The following is an 18,307-nucleotide window of genomic DNA, read 5'->3' as shown; positions in this document are numbered from 1 at the left end:
TTTTTCGCTTCTTCAAGCACGTGCTGGGTTGCCGGCACCTGCTGAGCCATTGCACGAACGGCATCGAGATTCAGACCTACCTGGGCATCATCGCCTGTCTGCTCATCGCCCTGTGGACCGGCCGAAATGCTCGCGGACGGCAGCGGGGGCGAGTCCATCTCCACGAGTGGCGGCGACTGCGATGACGTGTGCGGCGCGAAGCCGCGCCAGGCGCACTGACGCGGAAGGCACCGCACGCCACGCGCGCAAGCGTCGCCGCCCACGGCGTTCTTTCCAGGCCTGCTTTGCGGACGCGCCCGGGGCCATTTCCGGTAGACAGCACTCCGCCTACCCTGCTACGCTGTGCGCAGCGGACACGTTGGCTGCGCGGCGCGCACTCGTGGCGCCGCCAAACAGGGGATGCCATGCCGCATCTGTCGGAGGCGGATACCTGTCGTCGATACGTCGTGCCGGCGTTGCATAGCGCAGGCTGGGACGACGAACGCATCGCCGAGCAGCGCACGTTCACCGACGGACGGATCATGGTGGCGGGCAGCAAGGTCCACCGCCGGCCGGGCAAGCGGGCCGACTACATCCTCCGCTACCGCCCGGACATGCCGATCGCCGTCGTCGAGGCCAAGCCCACGTACAGGACGCCCGGCGAAGGGCTCCAGCAGGCGAAGGACTACGCCGAAATCCTCGGCCTCAAGTTCGCCTACGCGACCAACGGCCACGGCATTGTGGAGTTCGACTACCTCACCGGCCGGGAGCGCGAGCTCAACGCCTTCCCGACGCCGGACGAGCTGTGGAACCGGCTGACGGCGGCCACCGGGCTGGCTCCGGAAGCGGCCCAACGGCTCCTGACGCCGGCGTACCACCTGAGCGGCAAGTCCCCGCGCTATTACCAGGAAATCGCGATCAATCGGACGGTGCAGGCGATCCTCCAGGGCAAGCGCCGCGTCCTGCTCACGATGGCCACCGGCACCGGCAAGACCGTGGTCGCGTTCCAGATCTGCTGGAAACTCTGGTCCAGCCGCTGGAACCGCACCGGCGAGCATCGCCGGCCGCGCATCCTGTATCTCGCCGACCGCAACATCCTGATCGACGACCCGAAGGACAAGATCTTCGCCCCATTCGGCGACGCGCGCTGCAAGATCGAGAACGGCGTCGCCCCCAAGAGCCGGGAGATGTACTTCGCCATCTATCAGGCCATCGCGAAGGACGAGCGGCGCCCCGGCCTGTATCGCGAGTATGCTCCGGACTTCTTCGACCTCGTCATCGTGGACGAATGCCATCGCGGCAGCGCCCGTGACGAGAGCAACTGGCGCGAAATCCTGGAGTACTTCGAGCCAGCGTACCAGCTCGGCATGACCGCCACGCCGCTGCGGGACGACAACCGGGATACGTACCAGTACTTCGGCAACCCGCTCTACCAATACAGCCTGCGTCAGGGCATCGACGACGGCTTCCTCGCGCCGTACCGCGTCCACCGCGTCATCACGCAGTGGGACGCCGCCGGCTGGCGGCCCAGCCAGGGCGACCTGGACCGCTACGGCCGAGAAATTCCGGACGAGCAGTACGAAACCGCCGACTTTGAGCGCGTCGTGGCGCTGAAAGCCCGCACCGAGGCCGTCGCCAGGCACCTGACCGAGTTCCTGAAGCGGACCGACCGCTTCGCCAAGACCATCGTCTTCTGCGTGGACCAGGAGCACGCCCTCGACATGCGGACGGCCCTTGTCAACCTGAACAGCGACCTCGTCCAGCAGCATCCGAACTACGTCTGCCGTGTCACGTCCGATGAGCACGAGATCGGCCGCGGGCACCTGAGCAACTTCCAGGACCTGGAACGGCCGACGCCGGTAATCCTCACCACGTCGCAGATGCTCACGACCGGCGTGGACGCCCCCACCTGCAAGAACATCGTGCTGGTCCGCGTCATCAACTCGATGACCGACTTCAAGCAGATCATCGGCCGCGGCACGCGTGTTCGCGACGACTACGGCAAGCTCTGGTTCAGCATCCTCGATTACACCGGCTCGGCGACGCGGCTGTTCGCCGACCCGGACTTCGACGGCGAGCCCATCGAAATCGAGGAGGGGCCCATTGACCAGCAGCCGGAATCCGAGCCGCCCGAACCTGAGCCGGAGCCGGAACCGCCCGAACCTGTGCCGCCGCTGCCGCCAGAACCGCCGGGGGATTCACGCCGGAAGTTCTACTACGACGGCGGGCACGTTGAGATTGCCGCGCACCTTGTGTACGAGCTGGACCCGGACGGGAAGCAGCTCCGCGTCGTGAGGTTCACGGATTACACGGCGGAGAAGGTCCGCACACTGTTCCGCAGCGCGGCGGATTTGCGGCGGGCGTGGGCGGACCCCCAGCAGCGGGCGGAGGTCATCAGCAAGCTGGCCGAGCGCGGCATCGACTTCGACGAGCTGGCCACGGCGGCGAACCAGCCGGACGCCGACCCGTTCGACCTGCTCTGCCACGTGGCATTCAATGCCCCGCTGCGGACGCGCCGGGAGCGGGCTGAGCGGCTCCGGCGAGAGAAGAAGGATTTCTTCGAACAGTACGGACCCGAGGCCCGGGCGGTCCTGGACGAGCTGCTCGACAAGTACACCGAGCACGGGACGGCCCAGTTCGTTATTCCCGACGCGCTGGAGTTGCCGCCAATCAACCGGCATGGGAACGTGATCGAAATCGCGCGTCAGTTCGGCGGAGAGCCGAATCTCGTGGAAGCGCTAAACGCCCTACAGCGGTTGCTCTACGCCGCGTAGCTTCGACAAAGACGAAGAGGACGGGGTTGCCGTGAAACGAAGAAGAAGGAAGCTGATAGAAGTCCTGGGCATCCGCATTCGGCGAGATTACGTGGCCAACATGCATGGCTATAAGTGTCAGTTAGCCAACGGAACCTGGGTCCTTCAGACCCCCGCTGGGAACTACGTCGCTAGGTTCGGTAGTGAGCAAGAACTCGAAAAATGGTGGGCCGAACTTCAAAGGATGCAAGGCCGAAATCCTGAACCCCTCCAGCTAGTCAGTCGGCCAGTCTTTCGTCACGTTCCCGAAGAACACAAACCGGCGACGTGGGACGACTATGGTAAGGACGGTCACTGGTGGTGAGGGGAGCGTCGGGCGGCGTTACGTGCCACATAGGAGTAGAAATCGTGTCGGAGAGCCATGACAAGCAACATAGAGCAAGCGCGAGCCAGTTCTTTGTGGCAGCCGAGCTATGTCGCCGCGGCTGGGTCGCAGTCGTCACAACCGGCAACTGTCCGAACACCGATATCCTCTGCAGCAACAAGGAAGGCACGCGGTTTGTACATATCCAAGTCAAGACGTTCCGCCCTGGCGATACTACCTGTAGCGTCGGCCGGCGAGCAGAAAAGGACTACGGCAAGAACTTCTTCTGGGTTCTTGGAGGGATACCTCTTCCGGAAAGCAATGAGCCGCCCACTTACTACATCATTCCTGCCCGGACCATGGCCACGCGGGTCAAGCGCGCGCACGAGAAGTGGCTCGCTACTCCAGGTAAGCGGGGGCAAGAACACCAACATACTGATTTTCGCACTGTCTATCTGCCCCCTGGTAAGGACGAGGCTGGCTGGAGCATCGAAACATACATGAATCGCTGGGATCTAATCGAGGCCCGACTCCGTTGAAATCCTCCAGACGCAGAGAAAGCAAAACGACGCCCACCACCGCCCAGCAACTCGGCTCCCTCATCAAATCCGCCCGCGACATCATGCGGAAGGACAAGGGCCTGTCCGGCGACCTCGACCGGCTGCCGATGCTCACCTGGATCATGTTCCTCAAGTTCCTCGACGACCTGGAACAGATCGAGGAGTCGCGGGCCAAGCTCGGCGGGCAGCGCTACAAGCCGGCCATCGACAAGCCTTACCGCTGGCGCGACTGGGCGGCGAAAGAGGACGGCATCACCGGCCCCGAGCTGCTCGCCTTCATCCAGCACGAGGAATGCACCCGCCCCGACGGCACCAAGGGCCCCGGCCTGTTCGCCTACCTCCGCAACCTCGGCAACGGCAATGGCAAGGGCACCGCCATCAGCCGCCGCCGCGTCATCGCCACCGTCTTCTCCGGCGTCCAGAACCGCATGACCTCCGGCTACCTGCTGCGCGACGTGATCAACAAGGTCGGCGGCATCCACTTCCTCGCCAAGGACGAGCTGTTCACGCTCGGCCACCTGTACGAGTCGATGCTGAAGGAAATGCGCGACGCCGCCGGCGACAACGGCGAGTTCTACACGCCGCGGGCCGTCGTCCGCTTCATGGTCACCGTGCTCGACCCCCAGCTCGGCGAGACCATCCTCGACCCGGCCTGCGGCACCGGCGGCTTCCTGGTAGAGACATTCGCTCACCTCGAAAAGCAGTGCCAGACCGTCCAGCAGCGCAGAATCCTCCAGGACGCGAGCATCTTCGGCGGCGAGGCCAAACCCCTGCCGTACCTGCTGTGCCAGATGAACCTGCTACTGCACGGCCTGGAGGCCCCCAACATCGACCCCGGCAACAGCCTGCGCCACCGGCTCTCCGAGATCGGCGACCGCGACCGCGTGGACGTGATCCTCACGAATCCGCCGTTCGGCGGCGAAGAGGAGCGCGGCATCCTGGGCAACTTCCCGGAGGACAAGCAGACCGCCGAGACGGCGTTGCTGTTCCTCCAGCTCATCATGCGGAAGCTCCGGCGGCCGGGTACGGGGAGCACGGGCCTCCGGCCTGTGAAGGGGACGGCCACGAGCACCGGCGGCCGCGCCGCGGTCGTCGTCCCCAACGGCACGCTCTTCGGCGACGGCGTCTGCGCGCGGATCAAGGCCGAGTTGCTGCGCGACTTCAACCTGCACACGATCGTCCGGCTGCCCAACGGCGTGTTCGCCCCGTACACGAGCATCCCGACGAACCTGCTGTTCTTCGACCGCAGCGGGCCGACGAAGGACATCTGGTACTACGAGCAGCCGCTGCCGGAGGGCCGCAAGAACTACACCAAGACCGCCCCGCTCCAGTTCGAGGAGTTCGCCGACTGCCTGAAATGGTGGCCCAAGCGCAAGGAGAACGACCGGGCGTGGAAGGTGAAGGCGGCGGACGTGTTGAAGACCGACGACGCCGGCAACGTCGTCTCGGTCAACCTCGACATCAAGAACCCGCGCGGCGCCCCGGACCTGGAACACCTCCCGCCGGAGCAGCTCGTCGCGGACATCCTGGAGAAGGAGCAGCGGATCGTGGAGATCATGGGGGAGATCAAGACGGTGTTGACGAAAGGCGTGGCGACGTGACCAAGCGCAAATCCGTCCGGCATTCACAGCTTCCAGCCCCTGCGGCCGGTTACGACGCCGTCCTGGGCGGTATCGTCAACTTGCTTGAGGCCGCGCGCCGCGCCGCGGTCCGCACGGTCAACGCCGTCATGACGGCGACCTACTGGGAGATCGGCCGGCGGATTGTCGAGCACGAGCAGGGCGGGACGCGGCGCGCCGAATACGGCGAGGAACTCCTGAAACGCTTGGCTGCGGACCTTACGACCCGCTTCGGACGGGGCTTTGGTTACGTGAACCTGACGCAGATGCGTCGCTTTTATCTCGCGTGGCCGCTGCCCGAGATTCTTCAGACGCCGTCTGAAGAATTGGCACGCCGGGTCCCCGCCCAGATTGTGCAGACACCGTCTGAAGAATCTCCCACGCTCGCCATTCGCCCGACATCGTCTGGCGTATCCGCCCTGGCGACGCTCGCCGCCCGCTTTCCATTGCCGTGGTCGCACTACGTGAAGCTGCTCGGCGTGCGCAACCCGGAGGCCCGGCGGTTCTACGAGGCCGAGGCCCTCCGCGGCGGCTGGACCGTCCGGCAGCTCGACCGGCAGATCGACACCCAGTTCTATGAGCGCACGGCCCTGTCGCGAAACAAGGCCGCCATGCTGCGCAAGGGGGCCGCCGCGCAGCCGGCCGACGCCGTCACGCCCGAGGAGGAGCTCAAGGACCCCTACGTCCTGGAGTTCCTCGACCTGCGTGACGAGTACTCGGAAACCGACCTCGAAGACGCCCTGATCCGCCAACTGGAAGGGTTCCTGCTGGAGCTGGGCAACGATTTCGCCTTCATCGGCCGGCAGCGGCGGCTCCGGATCGGCGACGAGTGGTACCGCCTGGACCTGCTGTTCTTCCACCGTCGGCTGCGCTGCCTGGTCGTCATCGACCTGAAGCTCGGCAAGTTCACGCACGCCGACGCCGGCCAGATGCACCTGTACCTCAACTACGCCCGGCAGCACTGGCTGCGGCCCGGCGAAAACCCGCCGGTCGGGCTGATTCTCTGCGCCCATAAGGACGCCGCGGTCGCCCGGTACGCCCTGGACGGCCTGCCGAACAAGGTACTCGCCGCCGAATACCGCACGACCCTGCCGGATGAGAAGCTGCTGGCGGCGGAGATTGACCGCACGCGCGCCGCACTGGAGCGCCGAGCCGTCGCCGACCGTCCGAGCCCGAAGCGCAAGCGAGGGCCCCGCCGATGACAAAGCAGCGTACAGCCCAGCCGCCGGAGCAGCTCGTCGCGGACAGTCTGGCGAAGGAGCAGCAGATCGTGGAGATCGTGGGGGGAATTAGGACGGCCTTACAGGACGGAGTCCGGCGATGAAGCGGTACCGAATCGCCGAAATCTGCACTCTCGTGAAGGGGCTTTCCCCAACGCTGAAGACTGAACCCGGCGAATACCCACTCGTGGTAACGGCAGCCTACCGGCGCACGGCGAGCACCTACCAACTCGATCGACCTTCCGTCTGTATTCCACTCGTGTCTTCGACCGGGCATGGTGACGCGGCACTGCACCGGGTTCACTACCAAGACGGTAAGTACGCGGTCGCAAATCTACTCGTGGCGCTCGTTCCCAATGATCACGCGGTGTGCAACCCCAAGTACCTGTATCACCTGCTCAACACGAAACGGGATGAATTGCTAGTTCCGCTGATGCAGGGCACGGCAAACGTCTCCCTCAAGATTGATGACATCGCCGCGGTTGAGATCCCGCTGCCGCCGCTGGCGGAGCAGCGGCGGATCGTGGCGAAGATCGACCAGCTCGCCGCCAAGATCGCCGAGGCCCGCGGCCTGCAAAATGACGCTGCCGACGCAGAAGAGCGGTTGCTAGTTGCCATGGCACACCGCGCGGATATCGACGAAGTAGAAAAGGCGCGACTCGGGTGGAAACAGATTGTCTTGCGGGAAGTTCTCGCTGAGGTAGCCGATCCAGTTCGCCCTGAGCCGGATAAGCGCTACCCCAATCTCGGCATTTACAGTTTTGCGCGGGGACTATTCCCGAAGCAGCCGATCGATGGGCTTACGACAAGCGCTGCGACGCTTTGCCGCGTGCGTGCTGGCCAGTTCATTTACAGCCGCCTCTTTGCCTTTGAAGGTGCCTATGGCATCGTAACTGGTGAGTTTGACGGCTCATACGTATCGAACGAGTATCCAACGTTTAGTTGCGATGGCGACCGCATCTTGCCTGAGTTCCTCTTCGCTTATTTCAAATCGCCGCGGGCGTGGGCCGCAGTTGCGACTGGAAGCAAAGGCCTCGGGCATCGGCGGCAGCGCGTGAAACCTGAACGGCTGCTATCCCACCAGCTCATGCTCCCTACGCTGGACTGGCAGCAGCGAATCGTCGACGTTCATCGAAAGGTGGCTCAATTGAAACAGCTCCAGGCCCAAACCGCCGCCGAGCTCGACGCCCTCCTGCCCGCCATCCTCGACAAGGCATTCAAGGGTGACCTATGAGCATGACGGCGCAGATCGTATCTCAGAGCTGGACATTGGTTGTCGCGATCACGGGGGCTGTCACCGGCATCATAAGCTTGCTCTGGAATATCCGGCGGGACCTTGCGGATCGCCCCAAGGTTCAAGTGACGGCAAGTGAGAACTTCTTGCTACCGTACGATGGGGCCAGTGAGGACGATCTTGCCCGAACATACGTCGTCATCACAGCAGTGAATGCGGGGCGAAGGCCTGTGACCATTAACGGGTTTTGTTTCGTTCAGTCCGACGGTCAACATGCCGTCCTCGCGCCGGACTTCACCACACGCTCGGGAATGTTGTGTGACCGCTTGCCGAAGGAACTGGCTGAGGGGCAAGCGGCAAAGTGCGTGATGCCGTCGGAGATCTTCGACAGAGCGATGGTCAAGAAGTTCTTCGTCGGGGACACAGTCGGCCGTCACTGGTACTCAGCCGCGTTTCCTTTACGCGTCAAAACCATCGCAGGTGCGCAGCAAGAAGCGGCCGCGGCGAAGGATAACAAATAGCGGTGGTGCGAGGGTGATCGACTCGATCTTGCTTGAGGCTCGAACCACTACGAAGTCAGATGCCCTCTTGCCCACAATCTTCGACAAGGCGTTAAAGGGTGAGCCATGAGCAAGTCCGAGGGATGCAACCCGACCACTGAGCAGAAGCGCGCCGCACTCGAACACGTTCGCTACGAGATCCGACAACTTGCCCTACTCTACCGCGCCCGGACATCGCCGCCTGACGCGTTACTCAACAACGCTCGCATTGAAACCACCGTCATTCATCTGAACATTCTCATCGAGTTCTTCGAGACGGACATCCAGGATCGCTACAAGGACGACGTGTTGGCCGCGGATTACGATTTCCCCGTCTCAGCCTTGACAGTCGATCGCGCAGCTGTCGAGCGGCGCAACAAAGAGGTGGCGCATCTCACGTACACGCGCACAGCACGTCCGCGGCACGAGTGGGGCTGGGACTTCGACCGGCTCGTCCCGCCGGTGTTGAGACAATCACGCGCGTTTATCGCCCACATCCTGAAATCGGCGGGCATGGTGGAAGCCGACCTTGAGCGCAGACAGTGGGAGGAGGTTGCCGGGCTAATCGATCATCTGCTCGCCCGGCCCGTTACCGTGACCACGGCCGCAACGACGGAGGTCAGTTCGTACACGCGCAACGCCACCAGCACGCAGGACCCTCAAACCGTATTCGTGGCGATTCACCCATGCACGATTCTCGATGGACCTGCCGAGGGTATCGACAACGCGAACGATCGCGCCGCCACTGGCGCGTCAACTGAGGTGGAGCCGATGACCCACGTTCGTTTCCCATCGCCCTGGCCGATTGACCGGGTCATCGAAGCACTGGAACGTGGCGACACATTGGCCCAGCTTGTGGCGCCCAACCGAAGCACAGGAGGCCACGATGTTCGCGAACATCTGTTGGAACGCCTCTTCGGCGACATCGCCGACGAAGTGTTTGGCGCCGCAAACGTGGCACTGCGGCGGCAAATCAGGACTACGCTTGGGCTCAAGACGACAGCGTTCCCGGGAACAGCTCAACCAGACGTTGCCGTGCGTCGCGCGGGGCGTGTGCACATCTGCGAGGTGAAGTCCAACCGTTACGATTACGATCGCTTTGACTGTGTGCTCGACAGCAAGCCGTTTCGTGAGTTCCTGGCCAAAGCCGGGCATGTCGGCCCAGACCCGTGGGAGGTCGAGCAGGACCTGATCAAGCTGAATCAGTTTCCGACACTCAGTGACCGCGTGGGTAGCTGTCTCTTTCTGATGGTGGATGCTTACCGGGGGTCGGGTCGGTCGTGGCTACGTGCCTTCCGCGATCGTGCCACGTTCATGGAGACCGTTCGGACGCCGTTGGTACGATCCTGGGCAGATCGACTGCTCGGGACAACACAGATTGTGGCGCTGAAGGCACCTGGCGCATCGGCGAACCTCATCGTCTGCGAGGTACACGCCTGGCATGACACAAACCAAGATGGGCGGCAGGCCGCAGAAGGCCCCACATTGTGAAGCTCAATCAAAGCCCGAGTGGCAGGGAGACACACCGATGAGGAAACGAAAAGGCCCTTCGCTCGTCTGCCAGCACCTGGAGAACATCTCCCGTGCCGCGCTCGAGAAGTACCAGCACATCGTTCGCGGCTATGTTCGCAAGCAGCACGGAATCTACGCGCTCTATCGACGTGGCCGGCTGTACTACGTGGGCCTCGCCTCCAACCTCTGCGGACGGCTGAACAGCCACCTGCGCGACCGGCATGGCCAATCCTGGGATCGCTTCGCGGTTTACCTGACGGGCGACAACCCGCACATGAAGGAACTCGAATCGTTGGTGCTGCGAATCGTCCGCCCGCCCGGCAACCGGGTGGCCGGCAAATTCGCCCAGGCCGAGAACCTGTACCGGCGCTTCAGCCGTGAGATGAAGGAACATGCGCTTCGAGAGCTGGCCGACCTGCTCGGGCGCCGCCGGCCGCGTGTGCACATTCGATCTGGCGGCAAGAGCCGCGCATCACGCGCCAGACCTGACCTACATGGGTGCTTCGCGCGTGCTACCACCCTGGAGCGTGTCTGCAAGGGGAAGCGGCTTCGCGCTCGCGTGCACAAGGACGGGATGATCCAGTACAAGGGCAAGAAGTTCCGCTCGGTGTCGCGCGCCGCCACCGCCGCTGCGGGCCGCCCGCGCAACGGCTGGGCGTTCTGGCGGGTTAAGAACCGCGCGGGCCAGTGGGTCACGCTGCGCGACTGGGTCGGCAAATAGGGCTGCAACGCGCAGCAGTACACTCGGCTCAGTACTGCAACGGGGGTGGAGATATGTCGGCGGTCAAGAGGAAGCTGCGCCACGCGCGTGCGTGCGCGAATGGATCGAAACCCGCTACATAGGGGAGTGTCGCACATGAGTGAGGCAGTGCATTCTGAAGGGACCGCCACATCGCCCGAAACTACACGCCCCGCGCCAGCGCCGAGCGGGCATAGCCCCGCCGATCCGACCCCCGCGACAGAGCCACCAGTCTCGGCCGCGCCGGCGTGGGTCACGTCCGGCGTGCTGGCCACAATGGCGCTTGCCCTGATCGCATCGATAGTCGCCCAGGTTATCAAAGCCCCTGCCGCCTCCCTGTCGCTCCAGGTGGGTGGCGTGCTGCTCCACATGCTGATCTGGATGGGCATCGCCCTCGTCTTGTGCGCCGCTTCTCGGCGCCACCGACAGCACAGCCTCACAGCGTTAGCGTGGGTGATGCTACTTGAAGCGGGCCTCGCACTGGCCGTCGCGATGTACCACCACCGTGTCACCGATTGGAGGGTGGATACATTGGCGAGCGAGTGGCAGCGCGGATTGCCGCGCCGCGTATTGGACGAGCCTCTGGTGGATGAGTCGCTGGAGTCCCTGGAGCAGTTGGTCGTCAACGACGAGCGCCTGTTGTGGCAGTGTGACGTGAGGCTTGCCCGGGAGACGGCCGGGGACAGACCTACGCGGATGACGGCGTACTGGGTCCCGGGTTGGCGGCTCGGGACCGTAATCGGACAGGCCACGGATATTCGCGGAATTTGGGAGCGCGTGCATGCTCGGTCATATACCGAAGAAGACCGTACGTGTCTGGCGGAGTACGTGGTTGACCGAGAGTACGGACGACAGGCGGCCGCGGCACGAAACCGGAAGTAGCGAAGAGAATCCGGCAAGATCGGGTTGACGTGGGGGAGATGGCGCGTGTTACGCTAAACACAACGGGACGGCACCGCGACGGCGGTGCCAAGCGCCTGCCCGTCTCGTCGCTCCGCACTATCGGCGGCGAGCCGGGCGGCGGCCCGCGAAAGGTAGTGTGAATCCGATGTCAGAGAGAATCTTCTTGGTCTTCGCCAGACATCCGGCGGCGGCGGACGGTGAGCGAACCACCCGGTCACCCGGACTGATCGTAGCGGTGCGCGGGCGAGAGGCTGCACTTCAAATTGCGGGAGCATTGAAGGGCCAATATCCCGGTCTCGCGTTCGACGTGAAGTTGCGAAGCGGCGGGTACGCCCGGCACTTCGTGGAGGGTGTCGAAGCTGCGTGTCAGGCCGCCTATGCGCATCCGGACGATGACTACGGACGCATGGTCCAGCACGCCGCGCGACTGGCTCGCGACATGAAAATCACAGCCGTGGTACCCACCGGCAAGCTGCCGTCGCCGCTCGCGGACCCGATACCCATCGTGTGGTTGCGGAGCATTGTCCCACAGCGAACTGTGAAGGGGGATTCGTCCAAGCTGACGGATTACCTCAAGCGCCGAAGCGTTCACGTTTTCAAGTTCGGGGGCAAGAACCTCGTGGAGCGTGCTGAGGCATTGAAGGTGTTCAGGGCCAGCTCCAAAGTGCACAAGCTCATCAGCGAGTACGGCAACGACGGGACGTGACGCCGACACACCCCGTCATTCACTGCCGGTCACCGCGCCTCACCTTTTTCAAGCGTTGTCGCGCTCATTTCGATCTGCGAATCAAGCACTTTTCTGGAAATCGCCTCCACTTTTTTCACGCATGATGGAATAGCACGCGATTGGTAAGCATCGTGCTTACCTGTTCGTGTCGCTTATGTGGAGCGCGTTATGAACGACAGCAGATTCAGAGGGCGCAACCGGCACACGGTTGAGCGCGCATCAAGGCAATCCGTCCCAGCAGAATTGGCAGACGAGAGTGCCGTCGGCACGCTGCTCGGTGTCTCTGGCAGGACCGTCGCGCGCATGGTCGACGCCGGGCGGCTGCCGGCTCCCGTGCGGATTGGGCGGCTGAAGCGGTGGCGGCTCGCGGAAGTGCGGGCGTGGGTCGCGGCCGGCTGCCCCGACGCCGCGACGTTCGCGCGGCTGACCGGGCAGGACGCCAACGCGGTGCCCGGCGCTCGGGATGCGCAGGGAGGCCAGCCATGAAAGACCGTATACTCGGCGGTGAACACGTTGCGCGGGGGCCGCGTATCGTTCCAATTCATGATCTTTGTCCTGTGTGCGGCAAGCGCGGCCCGTGCGTCTGGTGGGACGTCGAAACAGTTGCCGGAGTCTTTGGCGGCAGACGGTGCCTGCGCTGGCCCCCGAAGACGGCCGCCGTGAGGCGCCGCCTGGTGGCGGATTTAATGGCGATCGGCAACAAGCCGCCGTCGCCCCTGTCAGAGGACTCAGGTAGCGCGGCTCCGCCCGTGATTGATCCAGCCAAGAAGGGAGGGCCGGCCAATGGCAAAGGCTGATGTACTGGAGAAGTTGAAGAACGTCCGCGCGACCGGCCCGGGCAAGTGGCAAGCGTGCTGCCCGGCGCACGACGACAAGACCCCCTCGCTGTCCGTCACGGAGAAGGCTGACGGCACGGTCCTACTGTGCTGTCACGCCGGGTGCGCGCAGAAGGACATCATCAGCGCGCTCAGCCTGCAACCGCGCGACTTGTTCCCGGCGAAGAACAACGGCCACCCTGTACGCCGCGGCCCGAAGGTGTACCCGTCGGTCGAGGCCGCCGCCCAGGAGGTCGCCCGCCGAGCGAAGGGCGTGGTCGAGGCTACCTACAAGTATACGGATATCTATTACCGCGTGCGGGTGAAGACCGCCGCCGGCAAGACGTTCCGCCCCATCCGCGCGGCGGACGACGGCTGGGCACTCAGCGACCCGCCCGGGCTGCTGCCGTTGTACGGCGCCGACCAGCTTGGTGACGGCGTGGTCTACGTCTGCGAGGGCGAGAAGGCCACCGACGCGGCGCGCAACATCGGGCTCACAGCCACGACGAGCGGGAGCAGCTCGAGCGCGCACAAGGCCGACTGGACGCCGCTCGCCTGCCGGCAGGTGGTCGTCCTGCCGGACTACGACGAGCCCGGTGAGAAATACGCCACGGCGGTCGTGCATGAACTCCACAAGCTGCGGCCGCGCGCGGAATGCCGCATCGTGCGACTGCCCGACTCGACCGAACCCGGCGACGACATCTACGACTTCATTGCGCGGCGCCGGGCGGACGGCATTGGCGATGCGCAGATCCGTAATGAGATTGAGCAACTCGCCGCCGCGGCGCCGGTGACCACGGAGCAGGTGTCGGAGGGCGACATGGAAGGCCCGCCAGTCCGCTGCTACCGGGCCACGCCACAAGGGCTGGTCTACATGAAGCCGACGCGCGACGGTGACGTGCCCGTGCCGCTGACGAACTTCACGGCGCAGATTGTGGCGCAGGTCGTCCTGGACGACGGCGTTGAGCAACAGCGTCAGATCGAGATCGAGGCCAAGCTCCCCGGGAAGACCTGGAGGTTCACCATCCCCGCGTCGCAGCTCGCGACGATGAACTGGCCGCTCACGAATATGGGAGTGCAGGCGATCGTGTATCCAGGCTTTAGCACAAAGGACCAGGCGCGGGCCGCCATTCAGATGCTGAGCAGCAACCCAGCCGTCCGGACGGTCTACACCCACCTCGGCTGGCGAAAGGTCGGCGACGGCTGGGTCTACCTGCACGCCGGTGGCGCAGTTGGGCCGAATGGGCCGGTCCTGGGAATAGACACGGCGGCGCCGGCCGGGCTCGACAAGTACGTACTGCCCGCCCCCCCGACCGGGGACGAGTTGGTCGCGGCGATCCGCGCCAGCCTGAGGCTTCTGGACCTCGCCCCGCCGGCAGTCATGTTCCCGTTGTTCTCCGCGATCTGGCGGGCCGTGCTGGGTCATGCGCCGTTCAGTGTGCACCTTGCCGGCGCAACGGGTGTGTTCAAGAGCGAGGTGGCGGCCCTCGCCCAGCAGCACTTCGGCGCGGAGATGAACGCCAAAAACCTGCCGGCGGCGTGGTCGTCCACGGGCAACGCGCTCGAGGCCACGGCGTTTGCGGCGAAGGATGCGGTCCTGGTCGTGGACGACTTCGCGCCAGCCGGCTCGTCGAACGATGTGCAGCGCTATCACCGCGAGGCAGACCGGCTCCTTCGCGCACAAGGCAACCGAAGTGGGCGGCAACGGATGCGGGCAGATGCCACGCTGCGCGCCGTGAAACCACCCCGGGGGATGATTCTCTCCACGGGCGAGGATGTTCCTCGGGGACACAGCATCCGGGCACGGACGATCGTGCTGGAGATTACGGCGGGCGACGTGGACCCGGAGCGGCTCACCGCCGCGCAGGCTGACGCGGTGGGCGCCTTGTACGCTCTTGCACTGGCCGGATACATCCGATGGTTGGCACCCCGCTACGGCGAGGTACTCAAGAGTCTGCCGGGCGAGGTTGCAGCGTTGCGTGTCAAGGCCACGCAAGCCAATCAGCATCGCCGGACGCCGGAGATCGTGGCCGACCTGCTCGTCGGGCTGCGCTACTTCCTGAAGTTCGCGGTCGAGGTCGGCGCGATCACCGCCGACAAGGACCACGAGCTTCGGGAACGGGCATGGGCGGCGATGGGCGCGGCGGCGGCGGCACAGACGGCGCAGCATCAGGCCGCGGATCCGGTGCGGCGCTTTCTGGAGCTGCTGACGGCCGCTCTCGCGAGCGGTCACGCACACGTTGCGGGCATGGAGGGCGGCGAACCTGACCAGCCTCAGGCTTGGGGCTGGCGGCAATTCACCGTTGGGACCGGGGAATATCAGCGTGACGAGTGGCGACCGCAGGGTGACCGGGTCGGCTGGATCGACAAGGACTCGTTGTTCTTGGAGCCCGAAGCGGTGTACCGCGTGGTGCAGGCGATGGCGGCCGGAGAACCTCTGCCGGTGAACAGCAAGACGCTGCACAAGCGCCTCGCGGAACGTGGCCTGCTGGCCTCAGCGGACTCGCAGCGGAGCCGAAACACCGTGCGGATCACAGCCGAGACGCAACGTCGATACGTACTTCATCTGCGCGCAAGCTGCCTTACGTCTGAGGAATCGGCCCAATCGGCCCAATCGAACCACACCCCCCCGCCAGACGCGCCAAACGCCGAATCTGGGCCGATTTCGGGGTCCGATTCCGGCCGGGGTAGCCCAGAATCGAACCAGCAAATCGGCCCACTGGCAGCGCCAGAACGCCGTATTGGTTCGATTGGGTCGATTGGGTCGATTCCGGAGACATGTGAGGCCCAGCCTGCGCATGGCGTTGTCGCAGGCGATGCCGCACCGGCCGCGGCCTGCGGTGACGGCCAGCGCAGGCGGGAGGTTCTATGACGGCGGCGGCCCTGGTCATGGAACTGCGCCGGGGCGGTGTGGTCCTGGAGGCCCACGGCGATCAGCTCGTCGTGGACGGGCCGGCGCATTTACTGACGGATGCCCTGCTCGGCGATCTACGCCGCCTGAAGTCGGAGCTTCTCTGTCTCGTTAGCGGCACGCCCATCGCGCAGCCGGGCAACGGCACGGTCAACTCCGAGCCGTCCAACGACACGGGCGCGGTCCGGTGGGCGCCGCCGACTCCGCGCGAACATGAGATCATCGCCTGGCTCCAGGCGCATCCGGTGCCGTCCGTGGCGCCCGCCGAATTCCCGCCCGTCCACGGCCCCCTGGCGCTTGGCGACGTGCCGGTCGGCTGGACGCCGGCAGCGTGGGCGGCCGAGCTGCGGCGCAAGGCCCACCGCTGCCAGGAGCTGCACCCGGACACCGCCGACTACTACACACGCTGGGCGGACAACATCGAGCAGCGGCTCGGTCGGCTGGCGCGACCCGCCCGGTCGGCGTTGGGCGGCGGGTACGCTGACAAAAAACAGCGCTGAGGTTTGACATGAGCTTGGATGCGAGTTATGTTTGTAGCATGGAGGCCAAGATGAGTGACAAGACGCTCGACCTAGAAGGGCAGCTTCGCAAGGCGATGGGGGCTGCGATCCGAGCCGGCGAGACGATGTACACGCTGAGCCGCGACTCGGGGGTAGACCGGGCTGCGATCGTGCGGTTCATGCACGGCCAGCGCGGGCTGAACATGACCAGCGCCGGGAAGCTCTGCCGGATGTTGAACCTGGAACTGCGGCCCGTGCGGCGCCGCAAGGCAAAGGGGGGTTGAACATGGCATTCGTTTTTCGCCCCACCATTATCCGCCACAAGAAAGGCCGCAAGGTGCGCTCCAAGGGGAAGCACTTTCACGCGTGCTACGTCAGCCCGCTGGACGGCGAGGAGAAGCGACACGCCCTTGCGTTGCCGAGCGGAGCACCCGTTACGAATCGCGAGGTCGCCGAGAAGGTGCTCCGCGACCTGCTGGAACGTCGTCAACGCGAGGCGGCGGGCCTAACGAACGCGTACGTCGATGCCGCTAGCACACCGGTGCGCAAGCTGCTGGCGGACTACGTCCGGCACCTGCGCCGGAAACGTGTGAAGGGGCGGCCGCTGCGCCGGTCGTATGTCAAAGAGGCCCTGCGCGTTGGGAAGTGGTTAATCGACCGGGGCGTCGCCAAGGTCGCCGAACTGAACGCCGCCAACCTCGACACGGCGCTCGGCACGCTGACTGCGTTGCGCAAGAGCGCCAAGACCTTCAACATCTACCGCTCCCACATTCACGGGCTGTGCGAATACGGCGTGAGCATCGCGAAGGCAATCGAGGCGAACCCCGTCAAGCAGATCGCGGCGCATGGTCGCAATCCGACGCGCGTTCGTCGGGCGCTAACCTTTGCCGAAGCCGAGAAGCTCCTTCAGTACGCCGGACCGCGGGCACTCTGGTACGAATTCGCTCTCTACACGGGCTTGCGCGTGGCCGAGATTGCCGCGCTGCGGTGGTCGGACCTGGACCTCGACAGCCTGACGCCCTGCGTACGCTTGCGGGCGGTGACGACCAAGAGCGGGCGGGCGGACACGGTGCCGCTGAAGCGCACGCTCGCGGACAAGCTCCGCAAGCAGAAGCCCGACCCAGCGCAGCCGAAGGCACGCGTGTTCCTGACGACGCCGACCCGCGCCACGTTCAAGTCGGACTGCACGCGGGCGGGCATCGTGCTGGCTGACGACCGGGGGCGTGTGGTAGATCGGCACGCGCTGCGACACACGTTCATCTCGTGGTTGAGCGTAGCCGGCGTCACACCGCGGGTCGCACAGAAGCTCGCCCGACACACGTCCATCGATTTGACCATGCGGGTCTATACCGACGAGACGCTCTTGAACGCGACGGCCGCGGTCGAGGGTCTGCCCGATCTCGGCACCGACGACCACGTGGATGCCGAACGCGCCGCGCTGCGGCCCACCGGCACTGACGGCGACTGCGGCGAAGTGGTTGTACCCCCTGTTGTACCCGATGTTGTACTGACGGGCGGGGAAAGCACGCGACACAACGCGACTTGCTCGATCGGTGCCGAATCAGAGTGCGGCGTAAACGACTCTGCCGACGCGAGTTGTCGCGTCGCGACGTGTGGTGTCGCGGACGAGGGGGAAATGGTGGCGGACGGACTTGAACCGTCGACCTGCGGGTTATGAATCCGCCGCTCTGAACCAGCTGAGCTACGCCACCGCGTCGCGCACGCACCGCGCGGCCGTGCCGCCCGATGCGGAACCGCAGTATACCGCCCGCCCCCGCGCTTGACCAGCGCCCGCGGCGAGCGGTGAGACGGTTGCGTTGTCATAAGTCTCGCAGAGTGGGATGCGTACGAAGGTCGGCGGGTTGGCGTACCCGCGGCGGGCCTCATTTCTGCGCACGGAGCGGCTTTTCAGAACGGGCGCTGCGGTTTTTT

Annotated in this window: 16 protein-coding genes and 1 tRNA gene; 16 read left to right on the top strand and 1 reads right to left on the bottom strand. The window is 64.9% G+C overall.

What is annotated here, in order from left to right:
- The 16 genes from KA383_20440 to KA383_20365 form a co-directional block, all read left to right on the top strand.
- A partial coding sequence (locus tag KA383_20440) for a hypothetical protein (protein ID MBP7748491.1) occupies positions 1–185 on the top strand: 185 nt, incomplete at its 5' end.
- Between the two features lie 219 nt (positions 186–404).
- On the top strand, positions 405–2,753 hold the full coding sequence (locus KA383_20435) for a DEAD/DEAH box helicase family protein (protein ID MBP7748490.1): 2,349 nt from the start codon (positions 405–407) through the stop codon (positions 2,751–2,753).
- Positions 2,754–3,140: 387 nt separating this feature from the next.
- Complete coding sequence (locus tag KA383_20430) at positions 3,141–3,635, top strand: hypothetical protein (GenBank protein ID MBP7748489.1); 495 nt, start codon at positions 3,141–3,143, stop codon at positions 3,633–3,635.
- A gap of 83 nt (positions 3,636–3,718) precedes the next feature.
- On the top strand, positions 3,719–5,257 hold the full coding sequence (locus tag KA383_20425; GenBank protein ID MBP7748488.1) for an N-6 DNA methylase: 1,539 nt from the start codon (positions 3,719–3,721) through the stop codon (positions 5,255–5,257).
- Positions 5,254–6,477, top strand: coding sequence for a DUF1016 family protein (locus tag KA383_20420; GenBank protein MBP7748487.1), 1,224 nt, complete (start codon positions 5,254–5,256; stop codon positions 6,475–6,477). The genes KA383_20425 and KA383_20420 overlap by 4 nt, the downstream gene beginning before the upstream one ends.
- A gap of 118 nt (positions 6,478–6,595) precedes the next feature.
- On the top strand, positions 6,596–7,729 hold the full coding sequence (locus KA383_20415) for a restriction endonuclease subunit S (GenBank protein MBP7748486.1): 1,134 nt from the start codon (positions 6,596–6,598) through the stop codon (positions 7,727–7,729).
- Positions 7,726–8,250, top strand: a complete 525-nt coding sequence (locus KA383_20410; GenBank protein MBP7748485.1) for a hypothetical protein — start codon at positions 7,726–7,728, stop codon at positions 8,248–8,250. Before KA383_20415 ends, KA383_20410 begins: the two co-directional genes overlap by 4 nt.
- A gap of 105 nt (positions 8,251–8,355) precedes the next feature.
- Entirely contained in the window at positions 8,356–9,759 is a 1,404-nt protein-coding gene (locus KA383_20405; protein ID MBP7748484.1) for a hypothetical protein, read from the top strand.
- Positions 9,760–9,796: 37 nt separating this feature from the next.
- Entirely contained in the window at positions 9,797–10,501 is a 705-nt protein-coding gene (locus KA383_20400) for a DUF2924 domain-containing protein (protein MBP7748483.1), read from the top strand.
- A gap of 294 nt (positions 10,502–10,795) precedes the next feature.
- Entirely contained in the window at positions 10,796–11,401 is a 606-nt protein-coding gene (locus tag KA383_20395; GenBank protein MBP7748482.1) for a hypothetical protein, read from the top strand.
- 328 nt (positions 11,402–11,729) lie between these two features.
- Positions 11,730–12,128 (top strand): hypothetical protein, encoded by a 399-nt coding sequence (locus tag KA383_20390; GenBank protein MBP7748481.1) that lies wholly within the window; start codon positions 11,730–11,732, stop codon positions 12,126–12,128.
- A 189-nt stretch (positions 12,129–12,317) separates the two neighbouring features.
- Positions 12,318–12,635: a helix-turn-helix domain-containing protein gene (locus tag KA383_20385; protein ID MBP7748480.1), complete on the top strand. Its 318-nt coding sequence runs from the start codon at positions 12,318–12,320 to the stop codon at positions 12,633–12,635.
- A 297-nt stretch (positions 12,636–12,932) separates the two neighbouring features.
- Positions 12,933–15,836 (top strand): DUF927 domain-containing protein, encoded by a 2,904-nt coding sequence (locus tag KA383_20380; protein ID MBP7748479.1) that lies wholly within the window; start codon positions 12,933–12,935, stop codon positions 15,834–15,836.
- Positions 15,833–16,375, top strand: a complete 543-nt coding sequence (locus tag KA383_20375) for a hypothetical protein (GenBank protein ID MBP7748478.1) — start codon at positions 15,833–15,835, stop codon at positions 16,373–16,375. The genes KA383_20380 and KA383_20375 overlap by 4 nt, the downstream gene beginning before the upstream one ends.
- A gap of 50 nt (positions 16,376–16,425) precedes the next feature.
- Positions 16,426–16,659, top strand: coding sequence for a hypothetical protein (locus KA383_20370; GenBank protein MBP7748477.1), 234 nt, complete (start codon positions 16,426–16,428; stop codon positions 16,657–16,659).
- A 2-nt stretch (positions 16,660–16,661) separates the two neighbouring features.
- A complete protein-coding gene (locus KA383_20365; GenBank protein ID MBP7748476.1) occupies positions 16,662–18,053 on the top strand; it encodes a site-specific integrase in 1,392 nt (463 codons plus the stop codon).
- On the opposite strand, the gene KA383_20360 is transcribed toward KA383_20365, so the two are convergent.
- Positions 18,013–18,087: transfer RNA gene (locus tag KA383_20360), tRNA-Met, on the bottom strand. The two genes, KA383_20365 and KA383_20360, sit on opposite strands and share 41 nt — an antisense overlap.
- Between the last annotated feature and the right edge of the window lie 220 nt (positions 18,088–18,307).

The organism is Phycisphaerae bacterium, assembly GCA_017999985.1.
Taxonomy (GTDB): domain Bacteria; phylum Planctomycetota; class Phycisphaerae; order UBA1845; family Fen-1342; genus JAGNKU01.
Note: the sequence above shows the minus strand (reverse complement) of the source record. Positions and strands in the feature narration are given on the sequence as shown.

Bases quoted from the DNA above. Each gene is read 5' to 3' on its own strand.
- KA383_20435 (MBP7748490.1), top strand. From the start codon at position 405: ATGCCGCATCTGTCGGAGGCGGATACCTGTCGTCGATACGTCGTGCCG.
- KA383_20405 (MBP7748484.1), top strand. From the start codon at position 8,356: ATGAGCAAGTCCGAGGGATGCAACCCGACCACTGAGCAGAAGCGCGCC.
- KA383_20375 (MBP7748478.1), top strand. From the start codon at position 15,833: ATGACGGCGGCGGCCCTGGTCATGGAACTGCGCCGGGGCGGTGTGGTC.
- KA383_20380 (MBP7748479.1), top strand. From the start codon at position 12,933: ATGGCAAAGGCTGATGTACTGGAGAAGTTGAAGAACGTCCGCGCGACC.
- KA383_20385 (MBP7748480.1), top strand. From the start codon at position 12,318: ATGAACGACAGCAGATTCAGAGGGCGCAACCGGCACACGGTTGAGCGC.
- KA383_20395 (MBP7748482.1), top strand. From the start codon at position 10,796: ATGGCGCTTGCCCTGATCGCATCGATAGTCGCCCAGGTTATCAAAGCC.
- KA383_20365 (MBP7748476.1), top strand. From the start codon at position 16,662: ATGGCATTCGTTTTTCGCCCCACCATTATCCGCCACAAGAAAGGCCGC.
- KA383_20415 (MBP7748486.1), top strand. From the start codon at position 6,596: ATGAAGCGGTACCGAATCGCCGAAATCTGCACTCTCGTGAAGGGGCTT.
- KA383_20425 (MBP7748488.1), top strand. From the start codon at position 3,719: ATGCGGAAGGACAAGGGCCTGTCCGGCGACCTCGACCGGCTGCCGATG.
- KA383_20410 (MBP7748485.1), top strand. From the start codon at position 7,726: ATGAGCATGACGGCGCAGATCGTATCTCAGAGCTGGACATTGGTTGTC.
- KA383_20400 (MBP7748483.1), top strand. From the start codon at position 9,797: ATGAGGAAACGAAAAGGCCCTTCGCTCGTCTGCCAGCACCTGGAGAAC.
- KA383_20370 (MBP7748477.1), top strand. From the start codon at position 16,426: ATGAGTGACAAGACGCTCGACCTAGAAGGGCAGCTTCGCAAGGCGATG.